This window comes from Paenalkalicoccus suaedae (assembly GCF_006965545.2).
In the GTDB taxonomy this organism is placed as follows: domain Bacteria; phylum Bacillota; class Bacilli; order Bacillales; family Salisediminibacteriaceae; genus Paenalkalicoccus; species Paenalkalicoccus suaedae.
Genome location: NZ_CP041372.2, coordinates 258,666 through 281,301 on the forward strand (window position 1 = coordinate 258,666; position 22,636 = coordinate 281,301).

Consider the following 22,636-nt stretch of genomic DNA (forward strand, 5'->3'; position numbering starts at 1 on the left):
AGTATAGCATTCTAAACTGCTTGAGCCTCTAACAGCTTTTCGATATCAGCCTCGATATCAATTGGCTCTGCGGTAGATTCGTAGCGTTTGATCACGTTGCCGTCGCCGTCGATTAAAAACTTCGTAAAGTTCCACTTAATCGAGTCTCCTGGTAGGTAGTGTGTGTATCGGTCGTGAAGAATAGAGAGTAGTAGCTTTGCTACAGGATGACGCTCGTCGAAGCCTTCGAATGGTTTTTGTGATGCTAAGTAGGTAAAGAGTGGATGCGCGGATTCATCGCGTACATCAATTTTCTTGAAAATAGGGAAGTTAACACCGTGGTTTAATGCGCAAAACTCTGTGATCTCGCCGTCTTTAAGTGGCTCCTGATCATCGAATTGATTAGAGGGGAAGCCAAGTACTTGGAATCCTTGCTCTTTATAGCGCTCTTGAAGGCGCTGTAAATCGCCGAGCTGAGGAGTAAAGCCACACTTTGTTGCTGTATTGACAATAAGGAGCACCTTTCCTTCGTATCTGCTAAGTCGTGTCGTAAGTCCGCTGGCTGTTTTGACGCTAAATTCATGTACGCTCATGTGAGTAGCTCCTTTGTATTCTAGTAATTAGTATCTAATCCTATATACCCAATCAAGGCTTCGGCCTAAACCTATCTTTCTACCACTATGCTATACTACACTCTTGGATACACATAGCTAAAGGAGCAATTATTTATGAAGGAAAACCAGTATTTTTATCGGTTTTTTGAACCGATTTCAAAGGAACTGGCTCTACTATTACGCGAGCTAGAGTCTAGTATATTCACAAGTCCACGTACGATGATCGCGAATGCTCGTCCGCTTGTGGAAGGGATCGTTAACCTTGTGTTGATCGCTGAAAAGAAGCGTCCTGCTTCACTAAGAACGCTCGTAGATCGGATCCGCTACTTAGAGCAGGAGGGCATTTTATCGGAGGACGCGGAGCAGGTACGACGCGCAATGCATCATATTCGCAAGCTAGGCAACGAGGCGTCGCACCAAACAAGACAATTTTATTACTATGAATCTCTGTTAACATGGAGGCGCGTCTACGAAATTGTCCGCTGGTTCGTACAGGTTTATGGACCGTTGCGCATCAGCGTGCCAGCTTTCCAAGAGCCATCTCCACAGGCAAAACAGCCGTATAGCGTCGAGGAACTTGATGTTCGCTTCAAAAAGCTTGAGAGTCTTTTAGACCGTTTGCCACTCCAACAAGAGGTCCAAGAGATCAAAGAGGAGCCACTAATCTTAGAGGACGAGACCATGATACGAACCATTTCTTATCGGGGAGAAAATCTCGACATTCCTTCGTATTTAAGAGATTCCTTCTTACTTCCACAACGGTTTCCTCAAGCAGAGAAATTCTTGATCGCACTAGGTGGCGTGCAGCAGGCAAGGCTGATGAGTGAGCTACCAGCTAATTTGGAAGGTATCTCTAAGCTCGTGAAACGCTATAAGGATGTCAACGAACAGTATTTGTTTGAAGATCTTAAGGTTTTTGTAGAAGAAGAACGCAAACGCAAAAAAGTAACAGAAGAGCGACCTGGAGAATTACTCATTTTCTTTCGGGCTGAATATTTAGTAATGACCGCGTCTCTTGCTAAACAACCGATTGATAACGACTCCTTTAAAGGAATGCCGAACGTGATCAGACAATTAAACGAGGCAGGTATTTCTCGGGTTGGCCAGCTACCAAAAGAGCTCCTCGTACTGGGGAAGTTTGACCGCGTTGGACCCGTGATTGTCGAGAAATTTTTCCGGCAGCTTGAACAGCATGCGGCGGAGCGAGCAAAAGCATACTAAACGATTTGTATAAGGATAGGCTAGTTCTCTAGAGAACTAGCCTATTTGTGTAAGTTCGTTCTCTTTCTTTCAAGTCTTGGCTGTTTGTTCCGCGAGCTCTTTAGTAAATTGGGGTTGAACGGAATGGAGTGCGTGTACTGGAGGTTGGAATGCATACTGCGGACCGTGCAATGCAGACGGTTAAAATAAATGCACACGGACGAGGGTGAAATGCATGCAGCGCGAGGAAGAATGCACACGGACGAGGTGGAAATGCACGCCGCGGGTCGAGAAACGCAGACGGTCAAAATAAATGCAAACAGAGCAGGGCGAAATGCAGACAGCGCGAGGAAGAATGCACACGGGCAAGGTGAAAATGCACGCCGCGGGGCGAGAAATGCAGATGGTCGAAATAAATGCAAACAGAGCAGGGCGAAATGCAGACAGCGCGAGTAAGAATGCACACGGAAAAGGTGGAAATGCACGCCGCGGGGCGAGAAATGCAGATGGTCGAAATAAATGCACATAGTCTAAGTAAATACATAAGCCACTGTACCACACAAATATAAAAAGCCAGCACAAGTAACTCGTTTTGTGCTGGCATAAACAACTTAATTTTCTCCAGTGGAGGCAGTAGGTTGCTTTGGACGGCGTCGATACCAGATGAAAATCGCAACTGCGATCAGTAGCAGAGGAAGGAAAATTGGCGAGAGTCCGACAGCGAGCACAAATGCTGAAGATCCGGCATCCATAATGCGGTTAATGGTTGCGATAAAAAGGCTCTCGGCGCGTGCGAATGTGTTTAGTTCATTCGTATTTTGTAGCGCAACGTTGCTGATTCCGTCTTCGGTCATATCAACGGTGACCGTGGAGTACGCGATTTGATTGTCGAGGTAGCTCATGCGTCCTCTGACGCGCTCGATCTCGTTTTGAACCTCCGTCAAATCTCGCGAAATAGCGAGTAAGCCCTCAGTCGAATCCGCATCCTCCATAAAAGCTAAAAGACGTTCTTCGACGGCTCGCTGTGCGACAAGGTGCGACTCAAGATCGACATATTCCTCGGACACATCAAGACCGTTCGTTGATGATGACACAACCCGAGTGCTAGCTGATTCGAGCTCAGTGAGAAACTGTGTAAACTCACTTTGCGGAATGCGAATAACCATATAACCTTGCTTGTAGTCATCGTCTATCTGTGCGAGCGTAGCCTCTACCACATAGCCGCCCCGTGCCTCGGCCTCTTGCTGTAAAGTTGCCTGGGTTGCTTCTGCATCTGGTACCTCAATTGACCATTCAGTTCGATAAATAATCATTTGACTCATGGACGCCATCGTAGTTTCGTCAGGAAAAGCTTCGGATGAGCTCGGAGATGCAGTTGATGCAGTCAAACCTTCTGTAGAAGATTCTGCAGCCTCATCATAACTTGCATCCATCGCGTCATTAGATGCATCGTACAAGGATGCTTCGCTGTTAGCCATATCGTTATTATAGTTAGCCTGATTGCTATCTTGATTTTGACACGCTACGAGCGATAGTAAGGTCATGACAAAGATCACGAAGAAAAACGCATTCCGCACCTTCATTTTTACCCCTCCAGTATGTTTATTTGTATTAATAGACGGCAAATTTTGGATAAGGTTACAGGTGAGAAAAGGGGAATGTGCGCCAAAGAGGTCAGAATTCAATTGGTTAAATCTAATGTACGTGAACCTGAGTGACATGCACAGGTCCTGGTTCACAATGCACACTGGCATGAGAAAAGGTAAGCGGCTCTAAAATTGCTCGTAAGAAAGAAATTATATACATCGAACGTGATAACTGGCTCTTTATTAACAAAACAGACCATTATAAATCTGTTTAATTAAGGCTCATATTGAATCAAAAAAAGCTAAACCGATTAGTATCGATTTAGCTTTTTAAGCTTTTAAAATGAGTCCGTAAACGGAAAACGCCCTATTAGGAAAGGTTTTAAACTATATACTAGACCTCTATGTGAACCTAATGTAGGAAGGTTCAAGGATTTTAAAATCCAATAAGCAGAACTTCTTGATTCCATATTAAAAAAGCGTCGGAATTGTTTATTAGAAATGGTTTCATTGATCAATAAGGCATAATGGTAAAGCGTTAGTAGATGAGCATCTTTACTTATTGCCTTGCATTTCGGACAAAACCATTTGCAGGATATGGGTGTATAAGACATTGTTCCTACTTTGCACGTGACACAAACAACCCCTTTTCTTAAATCAGAAATATGATGCTCAAGCTTGGTATATTTAGGGAACCAAGGCTGATGAGAAGAGGCGATTAATTTTGACGTACGGATAACTTCAGAGAAAGGAATTGCTTTAGTGCTTTTATCTACTTGAAGCTGTTCGATTTTGTCAATAAGTGCGTTAGGGCGGCAGTATTTGTCAGCTAATAGATTTATTTCTGTATCTACATAAAAAGATGTTTTCTCATTTGTAAAAACAACCTGTTCATAAGAAAGCAAATTACCAACCGCGTTACAATCGTGTTTAAATAACCACTTGCGCAATTTTCTCATAGCAGCCTTAGCTTGCTCAAGTGGATCATTAAAGGTTTGATCGGTCTGTTTGTATGTACGAACTAATTGCTGAGATTTTGGAGAAACAACAATAGAACCAGAGTAATTTTTAGCCTCAATCACAACCATGAACGTTCTTCCGATAATAAGTGTATCAATTTGAAAAAAACTATCCATGAAAGGCAGTCGGATGTCATGAATGATGACTAATTCTTCGTGATTTAAAAGTTGTAGATGAAAATCAATAGATGTTTCTCCTTGGTAGCCAGAGCGTTAAGCTAAGTAATTCAAATAGTGAGGTTCAAAATCTTTTTGATGTAGTCGACTTTTGAGTGCTTCATATTGATGATAACGAATGGGTGGTGATTTTCGAGGTAAAATCATTTAGGAGCTCCCTTCAAATTTAATAGTATTGTTACTAAATCTGTAAGGGTTAGATTACGAACGCATGTTTCTTTTATTCTATACTATTTTTATTGGTAAATCTAGTAATTTTAAATAGCTTTTTTGAAAGATCGTTTTGTTAAGGTGATGGGGTAGATTGGTGGGATGGGGAAATGCAGACGGGGTGGTGGGGAATGCACACCGGCAAGGGGGAAATGCGCGCCGCGGGGAATGCAGACGGTCAAAATAAATGCACATGAAAGAGGTTGAAATGCAGACAGCGCGAGTAAGAATGCACACGGACAAGGTGGAAATGCACGCCGCGGACCGAGAAATGCAGACGGTCAAAATAAATGCACACGGAGCAGGGCGAAATGCAGACAGCGCGAGTAAGAATGCACACCAGCAAGGTGGAAATGCACGCCGCGGAGCAAGAAATGCAGACGGCAAAATTAAATGCAAACAGAGCAGGGTGAAATGCAGACAGCGCGAGTAAGAATGCACACGGACAAGGTGGAAATGCACGCCGCGGCCCAAGAAATGCACATACGCCAAAATACGTGCACGTAATGACCCTAAACATAAAAAAGGAACCGTCAGAACTAAGACGGTTCCTTTCAAAAACTTACAAAATCCCTTTTAAATAATCGAGGCTCATTGTAATGCTCTCGAATGGGTCGCGTTTGCTTTTGTCCTGTTCGACGATAAACCAGTTGATTTCCTGCTGGTCAGCTAAAGCAACGACTCCTTTAATATCAACGCCGCCTGTGCCGAGCTCGGCGAAGAATTTCTCTTCATCTGTTGTCATGTCCTTTAAGTGGACCAGCGGTGTACGGTCTTTGTAGCGAGTGAGCCATTCCACTGGATCTTGGTTGGCTTTTGTTAGCCAGTAAATATCGAGCTCCGTTTGTACGTTTGTGTCCTCGAAGATGGCATCGAGTGCTAAACGTCCGTCGGAGAGTGCAGTAAGTTCAAAGTCATGGTTGTGATAACACAGTGTGATGCCGTGCTCTTCACATGTTTTACTAGCTTCTTGTAAGAAGGAGATAAGGTCTTTGTAGTCTTCTTCCGAACGCTCATTGTCATGTAGATAAGGAACGACAATATAGCGACTGCCTAGCTTCTTTTGTTCATCAATCACGTTTTGAAGATCTTCTTTAAGGCCAGCAAGTGGCACGTGGCTGGATGCTGCGGTGAGGCCTAGTCGGTCGATTTCTTCTTTCACTTCGTTTACAGAAAGTCCGCCATAGCCCGCAAACTCAACGCCCTCATAGCCGATTTCGGCAACGCGCTGAAGCGTACCTTTTGGATCTGCCTGCATTTGCTCATGTAACGTGTACAGCTGAACTGCAATTCTCGGTTTTGACATCGCTTACATCTCTCCTTTTATGTATTACTTCTTATTAAGGATAGGAGACCCTAGTCAAATAGTCAACCAATGCCAATTGGCTGTAGGGAACGAGTCCCTACAGCACAACTTCTACTAATAATCGAACGAGCCTCTCATCAAAGTGAGTCCCGGCCCGATTTTCTAACTGCAAAATGGCCTCGTTAATAGGCAGGAGCTCGCGCCTTGGACATGTAGAGGTCATTGCATCAAATTCATTGCAAAGGGCGAGGATTTTACTCTCCATCCGCATATCGTCGCCAGTCAAACCTCTCGGATAACCAGATCCATCCTCACGCTCGTGATGCGCCACCACAATGTCTGCGATATCATCGAAGTCTGCGGCTGCGTTTAAAATACGGTAGCCAACCTCAGGGTGCTTGCGAAGCTCGGCATCCTCCTCCGGGGTTAACGGCGTCTCTTTATCTAGGATCGATTGGTCAATCGCGATCTTACCAATATCATGTAAGAGACTTGCTGTGCGAATTCGTTGAATGGCGAGCTCATCTAAGCCGGCCGCACGACCTAAGGCCACCGCAAGCTCGCTCACACGCTCAGAGTGATGTTTTTCACGTGGATGCTTTTCATACAACGTGGCAATCATCCCATTGATTAAATCATGCCTACGACTACTCTTTTTATAGAGCTTATTTTTATACATCGCGTTCTCTGCCTCGCGAAGGACTTCTGACATATCCGTCGTGTCCTCCATTTTAGCCCCATAACCAAACGCTACGGATAAATGAATATCATGCATAATGATGTCGTCACAGATCGCGTCCATTCGGTACATGATTCGCTTTAACTCCTTAGGCGGAGTATTAGGGAGTAGTAAGACAAATTCATCCCCAGCAAGTCGACACAAAATATCCTCATCACGGCTCATTCGCTTTAACCGATTAGCGACCTCCTTAATCAGCTCATCACCTGCCGAGTGTCCAAACGTGTCGTTCACCATCTTAAGTCCATTGACGTCACCCATAATAATTCCAAGCGGCAACATTCGCTTCACATCAAGACGCCTTAGCTCCTCTTCAAAAAATCGTCTATTGTAAAGACCAGTCATCTGATCATGAAAGCTTAGATATTCTGCCTGATTTTTTGTTAAATAAGCCTGGGTTTCATCAAGCAACACAAGCTGAATCATAGGCTGACTATCACTACCTGGGACATGCTGACTAAATAAGCGGAGGTGCTTCGGGTCATCACCGACTGTATCGACTTCAAGCGTCTGCTTTTGCTCGGACGACACTGTCTCCTGCAAAAAGTGCGCAAGCTTTGATTGGATTACTGGAGGAAAGAATGCATAGAAGGATAAACCTATTAGTTCATCTGCAAGTAAAAGATCTTTTGCCATCATATTTCCCTTACTAATTGTCCCATCAATGGTTACAAGTAGCGTGGCAACAGGACTCCTTGTAAACAACACTTCAAAAAACTCCTTGTACTCCCGACCAACTGTCCCATTTACATATGCCGCCACCGATTCCATTAAAGACCGCTTTCGATCCCTAACATCTCCATCCACTTCAAGCAGCACACGATCAATCATCTCCTCAATCGACTTCACCGACCATCCCCCCTAACGGCTACAAGATTGATTTTTTGAGGAAAATCTGTCACTGATTCTATCTCCCATTACCGTATGCTCGCACAGGACCTTCCCCACCACCAGATCTTTCACCTTACAAACATGGTAATACTAGTACTTTTAATGATCCGTTGTGCGTAATAACGAATTAATTTGGTTCTATTATACCAGAAATGACGTCGAATATACGCAATATTTTGATTTTCATTAAAATATTTTAGGGTGCTACGTGATTTTCTGTCCAGTCGTATTAGATCTAGTCAATAACGGGTACATCTAGACTAAACAGTTAATTAGATGAAGGGGTTTGACGCGCATGTATACGTATTTGGTCATCGGTGGCGGAGTAATTGGGACGTTTATCGCAAGGGAGCTCTCACACCACGAGGGAGAGGTACTTTTAGTCGAGAAGGAGGATGCGCTGGCACAGGTGCAAACAAAACATAATAGCGCGCTCGTGCACCCTGCTTTAATGGCACCACCTGATAAAGGTGAGCTTAAATCATCGCTTGCAAGAGAAGGAAATGAGTTGTACCATGAGCTTTTAAAACACTGGGATATTCCTGTTGTGCGCCACGGTGCTCTACTCCTCGCAAGGTCGGAAGACGAAGTCGAGTCACTTCGGGAGCATTTGAAGGCAGGGGAGAATCGTGGGATAACAGACACGTTGTTCCTCTCCAAGGAAGAAGTGAAAAAAAGAGAGCCGAAGCTATGTGACAGCGTTGCGGCCGGATTATTGATGCCATCTGCGATGAGCGCAAACACAAAGGCACTAACGGACATGCTGGCACAAAACGCGCGCCTAAATGGCGCTGATATTCGTAAAGGTGTGGAGGTTGCCGCAATTGAATCGCTTGGCGAGGGCGCTGGATTTCGCGTGAAGTCTACGGAAGGCGAAGAATTTGAGACGAAGTATATCATTAATGCTGCTGGCATCGCCTGCGAAAAAATCGCTGGCTTAGTCGAGTCGGAAGTGCCCTACAAAACAGAGCCAAACCGCGGTGAATATGTCGTTCTCGGTCCTGAGGCGAAGGATTTCGTTCACCACATTATTTATCCGTTGCCAACGAAAAAAAGTAAAGGCGTCCTACTCATCCCACAGCCGGATGGCACGCTCCGCCTAGGTCCAACAAGCACGGATCAGCGTAGCACAACAGACGCTCCGGTTACAGAGGAAGGAAAGGCATCGATTAAAAATGACATTGATCGTCTTGTAAAGGGGGTCCCGCTTCAGTATATTAGTCACACTTACGCAGGCATTCGCTCTACCATTGACTACGGCGATTTTTATATTAAGCCATCAAATGAAGTAGACGGGTTCATCCACGTCGCCGGAATCGAATCCCCTGGCGTCACCTCCGCACCTGCCATCGCGCGCTACGTCGTGCACGAGGTGCTAGGTAAGCTTACGAAGGTAGAAAGAAAAGCGCAGGTGAAGGAGTTCGAGCTTGAGTAGGGGATTATAGGGTTTACGCCAGGTGAAGGTGTGTTTGCTTCACTTGGCTTTTTGTTTGATGAACCGCCCCCTTCTCCAACTAAAATCCCCCAAACTATTGTAGAAAGCGCGTGTTGGCAAGTATACTGTAGAAGCGGTTTTACACGTACTGATTCAGGAGGGAAAAAACAATGTCTAACGAACACGAAGTGCTCGATGTTGATATACGAGAGCTTGACCGGAAAGGATCTGGTCGAGGAACGGTGTGGAAAGAAAATGAGTTTGGTGATAAACGAAAGCTGAAGCTAACGGTGCCAATGACGTTACCTGGTGAGACGATTCGCGTCACGGTAGAAAGGCCGGATAAGCGTCGCTGGTGGACGAAGCCTCAAGAGGTGATAAAGGCTCACGAAGAACGTACCCAGCCAGCATGTCCGCACTTTAACCTGTGTGGTGGATGTGCATGGCAGCATTGGGACTATAAAGGCCAGGTTGCTTATAAAACAGAGGAAGTCCGCAAAATGGTAGAAGCGCAAGGTTTTGATCCAGCACTTGTCCAAGACGCAATTGGCGCAGAGTCAGAGTGGCACTATCGAAATAAGATGGAGTTCACCTTCTCCAAAGAGGGAGACATGGGTCTTCATGAGCAGGGCAACTTCCGTAAAATTATTTCGATCGAAACGTGCTTAATTGCTGGGAAAGAGATGGTCTCAGCAGCATTGACGGTTGCCAAGTGGGCGAAGGAGCATGAACTTAGTGGCTACAATAAAGATACGCATGAAGGACTGCTTCGTCACCTACTCGTTCGCCAATCCTTTGCAACGGGTGAAGTCATGCTTGGAGTCGTTGCAACAGCTGATCCAGACGGAGAGCTTTCACCATTAGTAGAAGAGTTAAAAGAGCGTATCGCAGCGGATCACCCTGCGGTAAAGAGCTTCCTTTGGCTAACGAATACAGATTGGGCAGACCGTGTACAAGCGGAGCAATTAACTGTACTCGCCGGACGCGACTTCATTCATGAAGAGATGGCAGGCTATAAATTCCGCTTATGGCACGATACGTTCTTCCAAACGAATCCTGTTCAAGCCGAGAAGCTTGTGGAGCTAGCTTTAGAAATGGCTGATGCAAAGCCTACGGAGCGCATGATCGATCTTTTCTGTGGCGTAGGAACATTCTCCTTGCCATTTGCAGATAAAGTGAAGGCATTAGCTGGGATCGAGATTGTACCGACATCCATTGAGTCGGCCAAGCGAAATGCGACGGAAAATGGCTTAACGAATACCGAGTTCCTTGCACAGGACGCTCGTACCGGCATCGATAAGGTGCTTGAGTCATTCGGACGCCCAGAGCTACTGCTACTCGATCCGCCGAGATCGGGAGCGGGCGGCAAGGTCATGCGTCGAATTGGACGCGCACAGCCAGAGCGCATCGTCTACGTGTCGTGTAATCCGGAGACATTTGCGACCGACATTACCGAGCTTGTACCGTTCGGGTATGAGCTAAAGCGTGTGCAGCCAGTGGATTTATTCCCACATACCGTTCACGTAGAGCTTGTCTCTGTGTTAGAAAAAATAAAAGAAGCATAATAGCTAGGCCTTGGTCCCTTTAGTTAAAAAGGACCGGGGTCTTTTTATATAGAAACAAAGAAAAAATTTACTTAATTTACGGATTAGTTGGGGTATAATAGGCATACTCAATGTGGCGAATATGCACATGGCGAACGGTTGGATCCAAATAAAAGGGGGCAACGTAGTGGAGTATGTGGTGCAGTTTCAACTCAATATTTATGCATTATTAATTTTAGGCGTCCTGCATATCATTATGCTATTTCGGTCAAAGGTGGCGAGCTACAGTAAGAGGCTCCTGCAAATCATCATGGCAGTGTGTGCGCTCTCGATTATATTAGAGCCGGCCACATGGATATTTGATGGAAAGCAGTTTTTTGGCGCATTTGCTCTCGAATATGGGACGAACTTTTTGTTGTTTTTGATTGGACCAGTGCTCGGTGGACTGTTGTTATCGTATGTTGACTACCACTTATTCAAACGGCCGAAGCGGTTAAGGAAGCGCCTCTTTTATCAGCAGGCGAGTATCTTCACCTTCATCGTTTTACTTGCCAACATCTTTTACCCTATTTATTATCGTGTCGATCCTATTACGAATTCCTTTAATAGTGGAGCGTTTAAAGAGGTGCACTACCTGGCACTGGCCAGTCTTTACGTATACATGCTGGTTATGATTATTAAAAACCGTACCCGAACCTCTTCGTATGTACGTAACATCTTTGTACTCTTCTTTTTACTACCGATAGTTGGTATGGTCGTGCAAATGTTCGACTCAAGGCTGTACTTCTCATGGACGTCGATTGTCATTGGCATACTTGCGGCTTACGTCTTTTTAGAATCAACGTCTGCGGAGCTCGACTTTTTAACGAAGCTATATAATCGACAAAGCTATGAGCAATATATGAACCATTTGATCGAGAAGGGGAAGCCGTTTCAGGCGATTCTGTTAGACTTAGATAATTTTAAAGAAATCAATGATCAATACGGGCACGATAAAGGGGATCAGGTTTTACTATTGTTTAGCTCGACTCTCAAAACAGTTTTCCACACCGATGCATTTGTCGCAAGGCTTGGCGGGGACGAATTTGTTGTCATTCGGCGTAACTTGGCAAATAGCGTGGAGCTTGAGGTAGAAAAAGTGCATCGACATCTCCAAAAGCTAACGGACTCCCCGCTTGCGGAAATCGGATTTAGCTATGGCTGTCATACGATGGAGGCGGGGACGATGACAAAGGAAGAGCTTTACACGACAATTGATCAGCACATGTACGAGCATAAGCGTAGCAGGCGACAAGCGGCTCATCACCAGGATAACGTCACGATCTAACGGCAAAATAAAAGGAGCAACGCACCGATTTATGTCAGTGTGTCGCTCTTTTTTCTGTGAAAATGATTATTTAGCAAGCTTGTATATGGCGAGAACATCTTCTTTATGAAGCTTAACGAAGCTACCTAACGGGCCGCGCTCCGTCGCTTTTGCCGCCATCTCCTCGAAGTGCGTCTCGTCGATATCGACGTGGCTTAGGCGGGTTGGCATCCCGATCGATGCAAAGAACGCCTCGACGCGCGCAATACCCTCCTCGGCGGTCGCTTTTAGGTCGCGGGTATCAATCTCCACGTCCCACACGCGATTCGCAAACTGCGCAAAGCGCGCAACGTCGTGCTCATACACATACTTCATCCAGGCAGGGAAGATGATCGCAAGCCCAGCTCCATGCGCGATATCATAAATCCCACTGACTTCGTGCTCAATATCATGGCTACCCCAATCACCCTCGCGCCCAACGCCTAGCGAATCATTGTGCGCAATCGTGCCCGCCCACAAAATCTCCGCGCGAGCATCGTAATCCTCAGGGTGCTCTAACACCTTTTTCCCTTGAGAAACAATGGTGCGAAGCGTTGCCTCACAGAGTCGATCGGTCAAATCAACCTTCTTTGTATTGGTGAAATAGCGCTCAAAAATATGAGCAGACATATCTGTGATTCCGCAAGCGGTTTGGTAGGCAGGTAGCGTATACGTTAGCTCTGGATTTAAAATAGCGAATTTCGGACGAAGGGAATCATGTCCAAACGATCGCTTATACTGACCGTCTTCATTCGTGACAACAGTCCCAGAGCTTGTTTCACTCCCAGCAGCCGGAATCGTTAGCACAACGCCGATTGGAAGGGTTTGTGTAGCCGTTGTTTTACCAGTAAAGAAATCCCACACATCCCCCTCATAATAAGCGCCTGCTGCGATGGCTTTCGCAGAGTCGATCACACTCCCACCACCTACAGCGAGAATTACATCCACGTTATGCTCTTTACAAAGATCGACGCCTTCTCTAACAAGGCTTACGAGCGGATTCGGCTTAACGCCACCAAGCTCCACCACTTCAAGCTTTGCTTCTGCTAAAGAGTTTTTAATACGGTCATAAAGACCAGACTTTTTAATGCTTCCACCACCGTAATGAAGAAGCACCTTTTTACCATAGTGACTGGTTTCTTGTCCTACAGCTTGTTCCTGATCCTTACCAAACAGGATCTTCGTTGCATTTTGAAACGTAAAATTATCCATACAGGCATATGCCTCCTTTTAGCTATGTAAGCTCTTTCATAATTGTTTAAGCAAGTTGCGCAAACAATCAATGATAGTAGTGTAGCGGAAAATGGAGGAAAAGTATATTAAGGAGGATTTTGGTGGTGGGGAACGGGGGGGGGGAGGTGGGCTGGAAAAGAAGTAACGTGCAAATGGAGAGAAGTAACTCGGAAAAGAAGTAATGCATAAAGTGGGAGAAGTAAGGCGGAAGTTGCTAGAACAAACGCGGAACAATCGAGAAACAGCACGGAAGTTGGGAGAAGTAACGTGCAAAAAAGAAACAACCAAAAAAACTAGATAAGACCGCAATTCTCGCGGTCTTATCTAGCCTTTACATGTACCTAATCTGTGTTTTATACGCCTCAAAAATAGCATCGTTGTGTGCTTTCGTGCCATCGATATTGGCACTGTAGAAGATGGGTGGATCGATGCCTTTTGCAAGCAACAATTCCACAATCTCCACAAGAATACTGTTGACGATAGCGGCGCCGATCACTGTAGAGGTAGGTGCCACGGCCTGAGGTAATCCATCAAAGGAGACGGTTGCATCACCTGTTTCCCCATGATTATCAATTATGATATCCGCCAGTTCGAATAGTCGTAACCCCGTAGAGTGTCGTGACTTCGATTCACTGGAATACGTCACATTGGTAATAGCGATAACCGTAACTCCACGCTCTTTTGCGTGTGTGACGAGGTCGATCATGACCGGGTTTCTCCCCGAGACGGAATGGGTGAGAAGGACATCGCCACTCTCCCAAGCAACGGACGAGGCGATAATATCGCCATAGCCCTCGAGTTGCTCGGCCTGCGACGTGCGCGTGATCGGGCGCACGTTGAGCATGAGGCTCGGGTCAAAAATTGGGTTGAACAGAGCCAGACCACCAGCGCGGTAAAAGAGCTCCTCCGAGAGAATCCCGGCGTGAGAGGCGCCGAAGGTATATATTGTCTTCTTCGCCTCGATTGCTTGGACAATGCGTGTGGCTGCATCTTTTATAGCGGGATCGTACTCCACTTGATCAAGCTTCTCTCGAATAGCCTTTAAATAGGTTGAACGTTTTGACATGCATTAGCCTCCTAGTAATCCTGCGAATAGGTTAGCGAACCAGCCGAATAAGGAGAAGTCATTTCCTCCAAAGATAAGCATCCAATCAGCGATTGTCGTGCTAAAGATCGGAATCGATACAGCGAGCAGGACAACCATTAAGACAGCGGCTCCGACAGTTCCGATGATCGCACCTCGTAATCCGCCTTGACCCTCTGCGAGCACAGCTGCTGTTCCACATTCAAAGAAGGAGGTAACAACAAGCGGTAGGAGGAGGAAGGCAAGGCTCATTTGCGTGTTGATCAGAACAATTAATGCAGTAGAAACAAACATTGCGACAACGAAGCCAATAATCACGGCGTTCGGACGATACGTAAAGATGATCGGTGCATCAAGGGCTGGTATAGCATTTGGTACGAGCTTATCCGAGATCCCTTTAAAGGCAGGTAGGATCTGTTGGATAACCATACGTACACCAGAAAGCATGATCGTAAGACCAGCACCAAAAGTTAATCCATTTGTTAACGCGAACGTAAAGAGAGTCATATCTGTCTCGGGATCCATGGCAGAAAGTCCAATTGTAAAACCGACTGCGATGTAAACAATAAAGACAACTAGTCCACCAGTTATAGCAACCTCTCTAAAGAAACCAAGGCTCTTAGGTAACTGAAGGTCTTCCGTTGAGCGTTCTTTATTACCGACTACTCGCGCAATTAACGCAGCGGTAATGGCTAAAAATCCTGCTGGGTGACCTAGTGTAAACGAACGATCACCTGTAACGGCAGTAACGAACGGCGTTAAAAGTGCAGGTACAATAATGAAGTAAAGGGCAGATGCGATAGTTGCAAAAATAATGACACCTGTATAAGAGAACTGATTTTCTACAGCAACTGCTACGAAAATATAAGGGAACCAGAAAAGCATGTGCCCCGTTAAGAAAATGTGATTAATCTTTGTGAAACGTGCCACGAGAACGTTCGCTAAGAAGGCGAGCATCATGGCAATACCGATTGCTCCACCGTAATCAGCTAAAATATCTATGGAGCCTGCAACCTCTTCTCCACTGCCATCAACGGCAATGGAGGTCACAGCGTTTTGAATAGGTAAAATCGAACTGACAATGATATCTGTCCCAATTGTTAAGATAAGTACGCCAATAGCGGTTAACGCCGTCCCTTTGACAACATCGCTGAACGGTTTTTTCTGCAAGAGTAATCCGAGCATAGCAATGAGTCCGAGTAAAATTGGCGGCTGTCGGAATACTTCTGAAATAATGAGTTGAATAAAGTCCATCTTGCTTCCCCCTTAATCGTTTTGAAGCTGACTTTTACTTGCCTGTAGCACCTCTTGATAGTTCATAAATTCCTTAATAGCGACAATTGGACATGTTACCTGTGACTCTAACTGTTCAGCAAATTCCGGCGATGTGTAAATGAGATCTGGCGTTTGTGATGCGGCAGATGCGATGTCTGTGTTATCGACCTCCGCGTCAACTCCTAACTCCTTTAGTGCCTTTTCTACCTGCATTCTGAGGGCCATCGATGACCCTACTCCAAATCCACATACGGCTAATACTCTCATTATGATCTACTCCTTCTCCTGTAATATAGTGAGGACTTCTTGTTCGGTTGTTGCGGCTTTTAGCTTTGCAAAGCTGTCTTCGTCAGAGATGAGCTCGACAAGCTCTGCCAAGGCATTCAAATGGGAGGATGAATCAACTGCTGCTAGCAGAACCATCACGCGTACCGGTGTCTCTGTCGAAGCGAATCCGACGGGCTCTCGTAGAATGGTGAGGCTCATGCTGAGCTCATTAACGCCTTCCCCTGGTCTTGCATGAGGCAAAGCGAATTCTTCACGTAGCACAATGTACGCGCCATTCTTATGAATGTTTTCTTTAATTGCTGCCACATACGTAGCGTCTATTTTCTCTGTATTTATAAGTGGCGCAGCGACTACATCAATCGCACTCTCCCAGTCCTCTACGCGATCTAATAGCTGGATCGTTTCCTCTGTAATCAAATCCCGTAACATAATGTCTTGGTCTCCTTTTAAGCTCCGTTGCTCTTCTAATCGAGCTTGTATCTGTATTTCATTCAATATTGCCTTGTAGCTGTGCGGCGAGACATTGCGCTTCACAATCTCTAAGATCGAGTTTTGTGAAACGTGGTGACCGTCCCCGATGGCGTGTTGCAATTTTGCCTTATCTGATTCTGTTAGGATAGGCGAAACCTTGAGCCATTTTTTTGCATGTAGATGTGGTGGAATCTGTGTGGTAGTGACAAGTAACTCCATCGATTCTGGTAGGTTATCAAAACTTAAGCACTGGATATCTGTATCAGGGATTCCGAGCCTTATAAGCTGATGCTTCACAGAATAAGAGACGCTCGTCCCTTCATAACAGGCCACGATAATAGGAACCCCTGCTTTCTTTTCCTCCACATGACTGAGCACAAGTAGAGTGAGGTAGGAGGCTTCGTGCTGCTCAAATAAGTCAGTGAGCGGGAACGGAGCAAGCTGTCTGAGTCCCATTTTTAACAGACGATACGTATGTGCATACTTTTGCTCGACCTCTTGCTGGAGCGGATTGTGCATGACGATCCCAAGCTTACCTCTCGCAAGTGCTGGTTCTAAATGAGCCAGTATTTTTTGGTCTACGTGTGGCAGGAGCTTGGCGCCTGTTAAATTGGTGTACGTCTCAAGTAACTGAGTCACGCCCGTAAGTAAACTAGTGTCTAGCTGCTTTTGGTGAGAAAAGCCCTTTTTTAAGAGCGCTGTGTACGTAGCCTCAGGGTCCTCACCATCCTTTGAATACGGTAATTCAATGATCGTGTACCCAAGATCCATTCGCTTTTGCTGAATAAAAATAGAAAGGTCTAGACAATCCCACGCCTGCGGGGACAATGGTGGTCCATAGCTTCGACTTGGCGGAAGGAGTGTCTCGTGCTTCAGCTTTTGCACGTAAGGACTACAGGCGTTAATTAAAAACATCCGGACGGTCCATTCATCGCCTACAAAGCTGTAGTGCTGCTGATAGTAGCGAATCGTAACATTCGCATTAGATGCCACTTTCCTTACAGCCTGCATGTCAGACTGGAGTGTATTTCTACTCACATCTAGATGCTTCATTAGCTCGTCAAGTGTCGTGTAAGGATTGGCGACAAGGTGGAAAAGAAGAAAAGCATGCCGCTCTTTTATTTCAAAGTTTCGAAAGCGGTGCGATTCCTCAAACATGCGTTGCTCCATGTGACGATCAGGCTGTTTAATCGAATAACGTCCAAGCGAATCCTTTGAAAGTGTCCCCGTTTTTTCTTCCTGTAGCCAAAAGCGAATAGCTTCCAGATCATCGTAAATAGCTTTGCGACTGACGTTAAAGCTTTGGGCTAAATGTGTGACAGTCATGCTTCCTACATATAGAAGCATTTCCATAAGTGAAAGTTGTCTATAGGATAAACGCATATGATTGCCTCCTAGCTGTAGCATACGAAAATATGGTGTCATGCAACAGAACAAATCAGGTACACCGTGATGTACCATGATTGCATCTCGAGTTAGGTTTTCTCACGAGAGGATAGGGTCAGGTAGGTGTTCTGTTTGCTTCACTATATAGTATTTCCATAGCGTATAACCGCTTATTAAAATTCCTGTAATTGGAGGGCAAGGTTAACAGTGGTCACCTTTTTAGTGGGGCGGGAAAGAAGAGGATCTTGATGAGGGAAGGGAGGTGGGAAGTGAGACAAGCAACGCAGAATCTCAAACCCCCTCACAACCAAAAGAACCCCTCCAAAGAGGGGCTCTACATGTATAAGCGTCCTATGCTGTAATTTCTTTCTCCACCTGTTTCATCTTCGTCTTACAAAGTGGACAGGCTTTCTCTGACAGTCGCTCGGACTCGTCTTGTGGAGAGACGCGCATCCAGCCGTTGCAGCTTTTGCTTGTGCAGTCCCAAACGAGGGCAGTGATGCGCAGGCGTGGCTTTTGTTCTGCGACGCGACTGGCAAACGCACGATCAGACCGACCAGACCGACCAGATCGTTCGAGCGAGGTGCGAGGGCGTTCTTTTTCGCCGAAGGCCTCGAGTAAGAAGCGAGAGACATCTGTTTCTTTTCCTCGATAGTAGGAGGGCGAGCTAATATAGAGCTCCTCCATGGCGCGCGTGACGGCAACGTATAAAAGACGACGTTCTTCCTCAATAGCGTGCTCTACTTTTTGCTTCCCTTTTCCGTCGATCATCAAGTCAGATCGCTTATCCGCCTCAAGGGCAGAGGAGTGTGGCAAAATCGTTTCCGATGCTCCGATCACGTACACGACAGGGAATTCGAGACCCTTCGCGCGGTGGATCGTCATCAACGATAGCACGTCTGCGTCGGACTGCTTGCGAAGCTCTTCCATCTCTTTATGGCGGGCGATAATATCCTCAATGAAGGATAGATACTCCTTAATTGACCCAAACTTATCCGCCGAAGCCTCAAGCTCCGTAAGCATCTCCTTGACCATGTCTTTGTCTAACGTTGCAACGCGGCGCTCGTCTGCGTCGAGATACGCATCGTAGACAGCGCGTACCTGTCTAATCGCGTCTCGAGGCTTTTTACCTGCTAACGACTCAATTAATTTCATCCGGCGAGAAATTGCGGTGCGTTGAAACTCCTTTAAATGTGGTAGTGTCATCGCATGCAGTAATAGCTTTGGCTCTGGACTAACAATATCCTGACGGTGAATGTGTGCCATCGTTGTCTCACGCGCCAGGTAAAGCGTCGACACCATGCCACTGACGGCGTCGATATTGTTAGGATCCACGGCAAGTCGGAGGTGGTCTAACACTGGCTTTACGAGTCCCGATTCATAAAAGGTTTCCTGCTTTCCGAATGTCACAAACGGAATGCCGCGAAGCACCAGTTGGTCGACCATCGCTCGGCTACAGGAAAAGGTCCTGTGCAGGATCGCGATCTCTCTTAAACGGCGTTTACCGGATGCGATGTCCGCCGACACATTCGCGACGATCTGCTCAGCTTCGTCGTCTGTTGTTGCTGGTCGGAGATACAACGTGGTTTGTCCAGGAGAATTGGCGGTCTGGAGCGTTTTGGGATGGCGCATCGTATTATGCTCGATGATTGCATTGCCTAGCCCGAGAATCCCTGGTGTGGAGCGGTAGTTGACGGGCAGGGTGATGGTTGTGGCGCGCGGATAGTGCTTGTCGAAGTCGAGTATGATGGTGCTGTCTGCGCCGTTAAAGCTGTAAATCGTCTGGTCGTCATCGCCAACGACGAAAAGGTTTTGGTGCGTGCCTGTGAGCATGCGAATGAGCTCGAATTGGATCGGATTTGTGTCCTGCCACTCGTCACAGAGGATGTAGCGAAAGCGTGTCTGAAGCTTACCGAGTAGCTCGTTGTCCTCATTGAGCAATTTCCAAGCGAGGAGGAGCATGTCGTCAAAATCTATATAGTGGTGCTCGTCCTTCCAGTCCTCATAGGCGATCAGGATGGCTTTGGTCTCGTGCTCAATGTGCGTTTTAGCGTCAATATCGTGCGCGGTTTTCATGCGGCTTTTTAGCTCTGACAAGGTGGCAAGCAGAGTCTCTGGCTCATACGAATCGTGCAAGCCACGCGTTTTTAAGATGCGCTTGATGGCGATTTGCTTGTGCCGATCGTTTTGCAAAATCCGATGATCATAGCCTCGACTAACTAATAGCCGGTAAAAAATCGAGTGGAACGTCCCAGCAGTCAGTTGCTTTGCTAAGGATGGCGTGTAGCCTGGGAGCTTCGCAATTCGGCTTCGCATCTCATCCGCTGCTTTTCTCGTAAAGGTAAGCAGGAGAATGTTTTTGGGAGAAACACCATTGACGGAAGTTAAGTAGCCGGTCCGAGAGACGAGGACGCGTGTCTTTCCACTGCCAGCACCTGCGATAATTCGCGCAGGTCCATCACCGTGGCGAACGGCTTCTAGCTGTTGCTCATTTAGTGTGATGCCAGATTCCTCTAATCTATGTAAATACGAATAGTCGCTGTCGGACTCGCGAATCACCGAAGTGAGCAGCGGCGCTTTTGGTGCAGGGGGTATTTTATCTAAAAACGACCCAGCAGGATGCAACGCCTGAGGTCTTTTTTTAGGCTGTGCATAGTTGTGTTGCATAAAGGGGTGAGCCTCCTTTTAAGTCTAAACAATACCCCTATTAAAGCATATTTCATTGCCGAATCATAGACGACATTAGAGGGAGGTACAACAGTTGCATGTAAACCGCCTTCCATGGTAAAGTTTAACTAAATTCATATAGCAATCCACTAGGGGAGCCTGAACGTGCGGGCTGAGACGGAGATAATCCGGACCCTCAGAACCTGATCTAGTTCATACTAGCGTAGGGAAGTGCCTCGACTGTTAGCATCGGTACATCAACGTATCGATCCCAAATCACCCTTAACAGCCACTTCCTATCTACATCAGGAGGTGGCTTTTTGTATGCCTTTTTTAGAGGAAGGAGGAAGGAACCGTGCGATTACAGGTACACGTTCTTTCTAGTGGCAATGGAGAGATCGATGCGCAAACTGCCACAAAGCTTGCGCCACGTATTGATGCCTTACACATACGAGAAAAGCGTTCGTCAGCAAGGGACGTCTATGAACTTGGACAGCAGTTAGTGAAAGCTGGCTTTCCAAAAGAGAAGCTCGTGATAAACGATCGTGTTGACGTTGCGCTTGCGTTAGGGGCAGGAGGAGTTCACTTAGGAGGCTTAAGCTTATCTCCAAAGATAGTGAAACAGCTTGCGCCTACGCTGCGCGTCGGGAGATCCATCCACGACGTGTCGGAGCTTACAGAGGTGGAGGATGCCGACTATGTATTTTACGGTCACATTTATGCAACTGCCTCGAAGCCAGGGCTGTTACCACGCGGTATAGCCGCTTTAGAGGAAGTCGTTCGGGCATCACACCTACCAGTTTATGCAATCGGAGGCGTGAAGCCGTTTCATATAGAAGAGATTGAAGCAACAGGGGCGGCAGGTATTGCCGTCCTATCAGGAATTTTAGGTGCGAGAGACCCTATTCAGGCAACGGATGAGTTTACAGGGAGGCGATTAGATGCACAGCTATGATGTCATTGTTGTTGGCGGAGGCGTAATTGGTGGAGCCATCTCGTATTATTTGTCGAAGCAGGGCGTACGTGTGTTAGCAGTAGAACAACGCACCCTTGGCTACGGAGCTTCGTCAAAGGCGGCTGGGATGCTTGCTGTTGAGGCGGAGTACCAGCCGGATCATCCACTTTATGACCTGGCGATGGAGAGTCGTAGGCAATTGAAGGAGCTTGCGCAACTTTTTCTCGATGAATTGGGGATAGATATAGGCTTTGAGCAAAATGGCATGCTCCTATTAGGGAGTAAGGGATCGCTTACCTTAGAGGACATGCGAGAGCTTGAGCCGAAGCTACGGACGAAAGAAGCGGGCGTCCATTACGAAGAAGGCGCACAAATCAGATCCAAGCAACTGACGCTCGCGTATTGGCGAGCGGCGATTGCAAATGGCGTCGAGGTACTAGAGCAAACGGATGTGAAGCGGCTATTAATGAAAGAGGGTCGCGTCTGTGGCATAGAGACGTCGAGTCAAAAATTTTATGCGGACACCGTAATTGTGGCGAGCGGCGTAGCAAGTAGTGAGCTGTTACCAGGGCTTTGTCCACTCCTTCCAGTGAAGGGGGAAATTATCTCTGTCACGACGGAGAAGCGACTGTTACAACGGACGATTTATGCGCGCGACTGTTACTTAGTGCCGAAGGGGGAAAACGAGCTGTTAATCGGAGCGACTAGCTACCCAGGAGATGGTACAGAAGGCGTTTCGCTAGAGGGTGTAATGGGATTACTTGCGCGCGCAACTGCGCTTGTACCAGAGCTTGCTAAAGCGAAGTGGAACGAGACGTGGAGCGGCGTTCGTCCGCGTACGTTTGATGATTTACCGTATATCGGACGTCATCCAGAGATCCAAGGTTTAGTGATGGCAACAGGTCATTATCGAAATGGGATGCTCCTGTCTGCGATAACTGGTCAGCTTGTGTCTGACCTCGTTTGGAACAATAGGGTGCCAGAGGCGTTAGCGCCTGTTTCGCCAGAGAGAAGGGGGGTAGTGGAGCATGGTCTTGCATATTAACGGTGAGGCGCGCGAGTTGCCTTTGGAGGCGGCGTCTGTGCGTGAGTTGTTGGAGCATTTGGATTTGGGGTCCAAGCTGATTCTCGTGGAATTGAACCGAGAAGCGGTGGATCGGTCGTCGTTTGATGAGGTGGTTGTTCGTGATGGGGACGCTATTGAGCTTGTTCAATTTGTTGGAGGGGGTTAA

General features: G+C 46.7%; 18 protein-coding genes, 1 pseudogene and 1 riboswitch. Of the genes and pseudogenes, 8 read left to right on the top strand and 11 right to left on the bottom strand.

Features of this window, described 5'->3' with window-relative positions; genetic code table 11:
* Nucleotides 1-11: 11 nt before the first annotated feature.
* Nucleotides 12-572: a glutathione peroxidase gene (locus tag FLK61_RS01710; RefSeq protein ID WP_176007825.1), complete on the bottom strand. Its 561-nt coding sequence runs from the start codon at nt 570-572 to the stop codon at nt 12-14.
* Nucleotides 573-707: 135 nt separating this feature from the next.
* On the opposite strand from FLK61_RS01710, the gene FLK61_RS01715 reads away from it, so the two are divergent.
* Nucleotides 708-1,814: a DUF4145 domain-containing protein gene (locus FLK61_RS01715; RefSeq protein WP_176007826.1), complete on the top strand. Its 1,107-nt coding sequence runs from the start codon at nt 708-710 to the stop codon at nt 1,812-1,814.
* A 590-nt stretch (nt 1,815-2,404) separates the two neighbouring features.
* Here FLK61_RS01715 and FLK61_RS01720 read toward each other — a convergent pair.
* Both FLK61_RS01720 and FLK61_RS01725 read right to left on the bottom strand, forming a co-directional pair.
* A complete protein-coding gene (locus FLK61_RS01720) occupies nt 2,405-3,376 on the bottom strand; it encodes a DUF4349 domain-containing protein (RefSeq protein ID WP_176007827.1) in 972 nt (323 codons plus the stop codon).
* A 341-nt stretch (nt 3,377-3,717) separates the two neighbouring features.
* Nucleotides 3,718-4,596: pseudogene (locus FLK61_RS01725) on the bottom strand (nuclease-related domain-containing protein); the annotation flags it as partial.
* A gap of 397 nt (nt 4,597-4,993) precedes the next feature.
* Between FLK61_RS01725 and FLK61_RS01730 the strand changes: the two are divergent.
* Nucleotides 4,994-5,218, top strand: a complete 225-nt coding sequence (locus tag FLK61_RS01730) for a hypothetical protein (RefSeq protein ID WP_176007828.1) — start codon at nt 4,994-4,996, stop codon at nt 5,216-5,218.
* A gap of 129 nt (nt 5,219-5,347) precedes the next feature.
* On the opposite strand, the gene FLK61_RS01735 is transcribed toward FLK61_RS01730, so the two are convergent.
* A complete protein-coding gene (locus FLK61_RS01735) occupies nt 5,348-6,091 on the bottom strand; it encodes a sugar phosphate isomerase/epimerase family protein (RefSeq protein WP_176007829.1) in 744 nt (247 codons plus the stop codon).
* Nucleotides 6,092-6,188: 97 nt separating this feature from the next.
* Entirely contained in the window at nt 6,189-7,679 is a 1,491-nt protein-coding gene (locus tag FLK61_RS01740) for a diguanylate cyclase domain-containing protein (protein WP_176007830.1), read from the bottom strand.
* A gap of 337 nt (nt 7,680-8,016) precedes the next feature.
* On the opposite strand from FLK61_RS01740, the gene FLK61_RS01745 reads away from it, so the two are divergent.
* The 3 genes from FLK61_RS01745 to FLK61_RS01755 all read left to right on the top strand — a co-directional run bounded on the left by FLK61_RS01745 (nt 8,017) and on the right by FLK61_RS01755 (nt 12,027).
* A complete protein-coding gene (locus FLK61_RS01745; protein WP_176007831.1) occupies nt 8,017-9,156 on the top strand; it encodes an NAD(P)/FAD-dependent oxidoreductase in 1,140 nt (379 codons plus the stop codon).
* Nucleotides 9,157-9,326: 170 nt separating this feature from the next.
* A complete protein-coding gene (gene rlmD / locus FLK61_RS01750; protein ID WP_176007832.1) occupies nt 9,327-10,721 on the top strand; it encodes a 23S rRNA (uracil(1939)-C(5))-methyltransferase RlmD in 1,395 nt (464 codons plus the stop codon).
* Between the two features lie 127 nt (nt 10,722-10,848).
* Nucleotides 10,849-12,027: a GGDEF domain-containing protein gene (locus FLK61_RS01755; protein WP_249777657.1), complete on the top strand. Its 1,179-nt coding sequence runs from the start codon at nt 10,849-10,851 to the stop codon at nt 12,025-12,027.
* A gap of 66 nt (nt 12,028-12,093) precedes the next feature.
* Here the strand turns inward: FLK61_RS01755 and FLK61_RS01760 are convergent, their stop codons facing one another.
* The 6 genes from FLK61_RS01760 to FLK61_RS01785 form a co-directional block, all read right to left on the bottom strand.
* Nucleotides 12,094-13,257 carry an iron-containing alcohol dehydrogenase gene (locus FLK61_RS01760; RefSeq protein ID WP_176007833.1) on the bottom strand — a complete coding sequence of 388 codons (1,164 nt, stop codon included), beginning with the start codon at nt 13,255-13,257 and terminating at the stop codon, nt 12,094-12,096.
* Between the two features lie 352 nt (nt 13,258-13,609).
* Nucleotides 13,610-14,344, bottom strand: coding sequence for a sugar isomerase domain-containing protein (locus FLK61_RS01765; RefSeq protein ID WP_176007834.1), 735 nt, complete (start codon nt 14,342-14,344; stop codon nt 13,610-13,612).
* A gap of 3 nt (nt 14,345-14,347) precedes the next feature.
* Nucleotides 14,348-15,616, bottom strand: a complete 1,269-nt coding sequence (gene ulaA, locus FLK61_RS01770; protein ID WP_176007835.1) for a PTS ascorbate transporter subunit IIC — start codon at nt 15,614-15,616, stop codon at nt 14,348-14,350.
* Between the two features lie 12 nt (nt 15,617-15,628).
* Entirely contained in the window at nt 15,629-15,904 is a 276-nt protein-coding gene (locus FLK61_RS01775; RefSeq protein WP_176007836.1) for a PTS sugar transporter subunit IIB, read from the bottom strand.
* Nucleotides 15,905-15,910: 6 nt separating this feature from the next.
* Nucleotides 15,911-17,779, bottom strand: a complete 1,869-nt coding sequence (locus FLK61_RS01780) for a BglG family transcription antiterminator (protein WP_176007837.1) — start codon at nt 17,777-17,779, stop codon at nt 15,911-15,913.
* Between the two features lie 354 nt (nt 17,780-18,133).
* Nucleotides 18,134-20,449 (bottom strand): UvrD-helicase domain-containing protein, encoded by a 2,316-nt coding sequence (locus FLK61_RS01785; RefSeq protein WP_176007838.1) that lies wholly within the window; start codon nt 20,447-20,449, stop codon nt 18,134-18,136.
* A gap of 141 nt (nt 20,450-20,590) precedes the next feature.
* Nucleotides 20,591-20,696: riboswitch (TPP riboswitch) on the top strand.
* A 108-nt stretch (nt 20,697-20,804) separates the two neighbouring features.
* Between FLK61_RS01785 and FLK61_RS01790 the strand changes: the two genes are divergently transcribed.
* From FLK61_RS01790 to thiS, 3 genes are read left to right on the top strand one after another with little or no spacing between them, the layout of a single operon-like run.
* Nucleotides 20,805-21,404 carry a thiamine phosphate synthase gene (locus tag FLK61_RS01790; protein ID WP_176007839.1) on the top strand — a complete coding sequence of 200 codons (600 nt, stop codon included), beginning with the start codon at nt 20,805-20,807 and terminating at the stop codon, nt 21,402-21,404.
* The gene (locus FLK61_RS01795) at nt 21,391-22,449 is read left to right on the top strand and encodes an FAD-dependent oxidoreductase (protein WP_176007840.1); all 1,059 of its coding nucleotides are present in this window, start codon (nt 21,391-21,393) and stop codon (nt 22,447-22,449) included. The genes FLK61_RS01790 and FLK61_RS01795 overlap by 14 nt, the downstream gene beginning before the upstream one ends.
* Nucleotides 22,433-22,636, top strand: a complete 204-nt coding sequence (gene thiS / locus FLK61_RS01800; protein ID WP_176007841.1) for a sulfur carrier protein ThiS — start codon at nt 22,433-22,435, stop codon at nt 22,634-22,636. The genes FLK61_RS01795 and thiS overlap by 17 nt, the downstream gene beginning before the upstream one ends.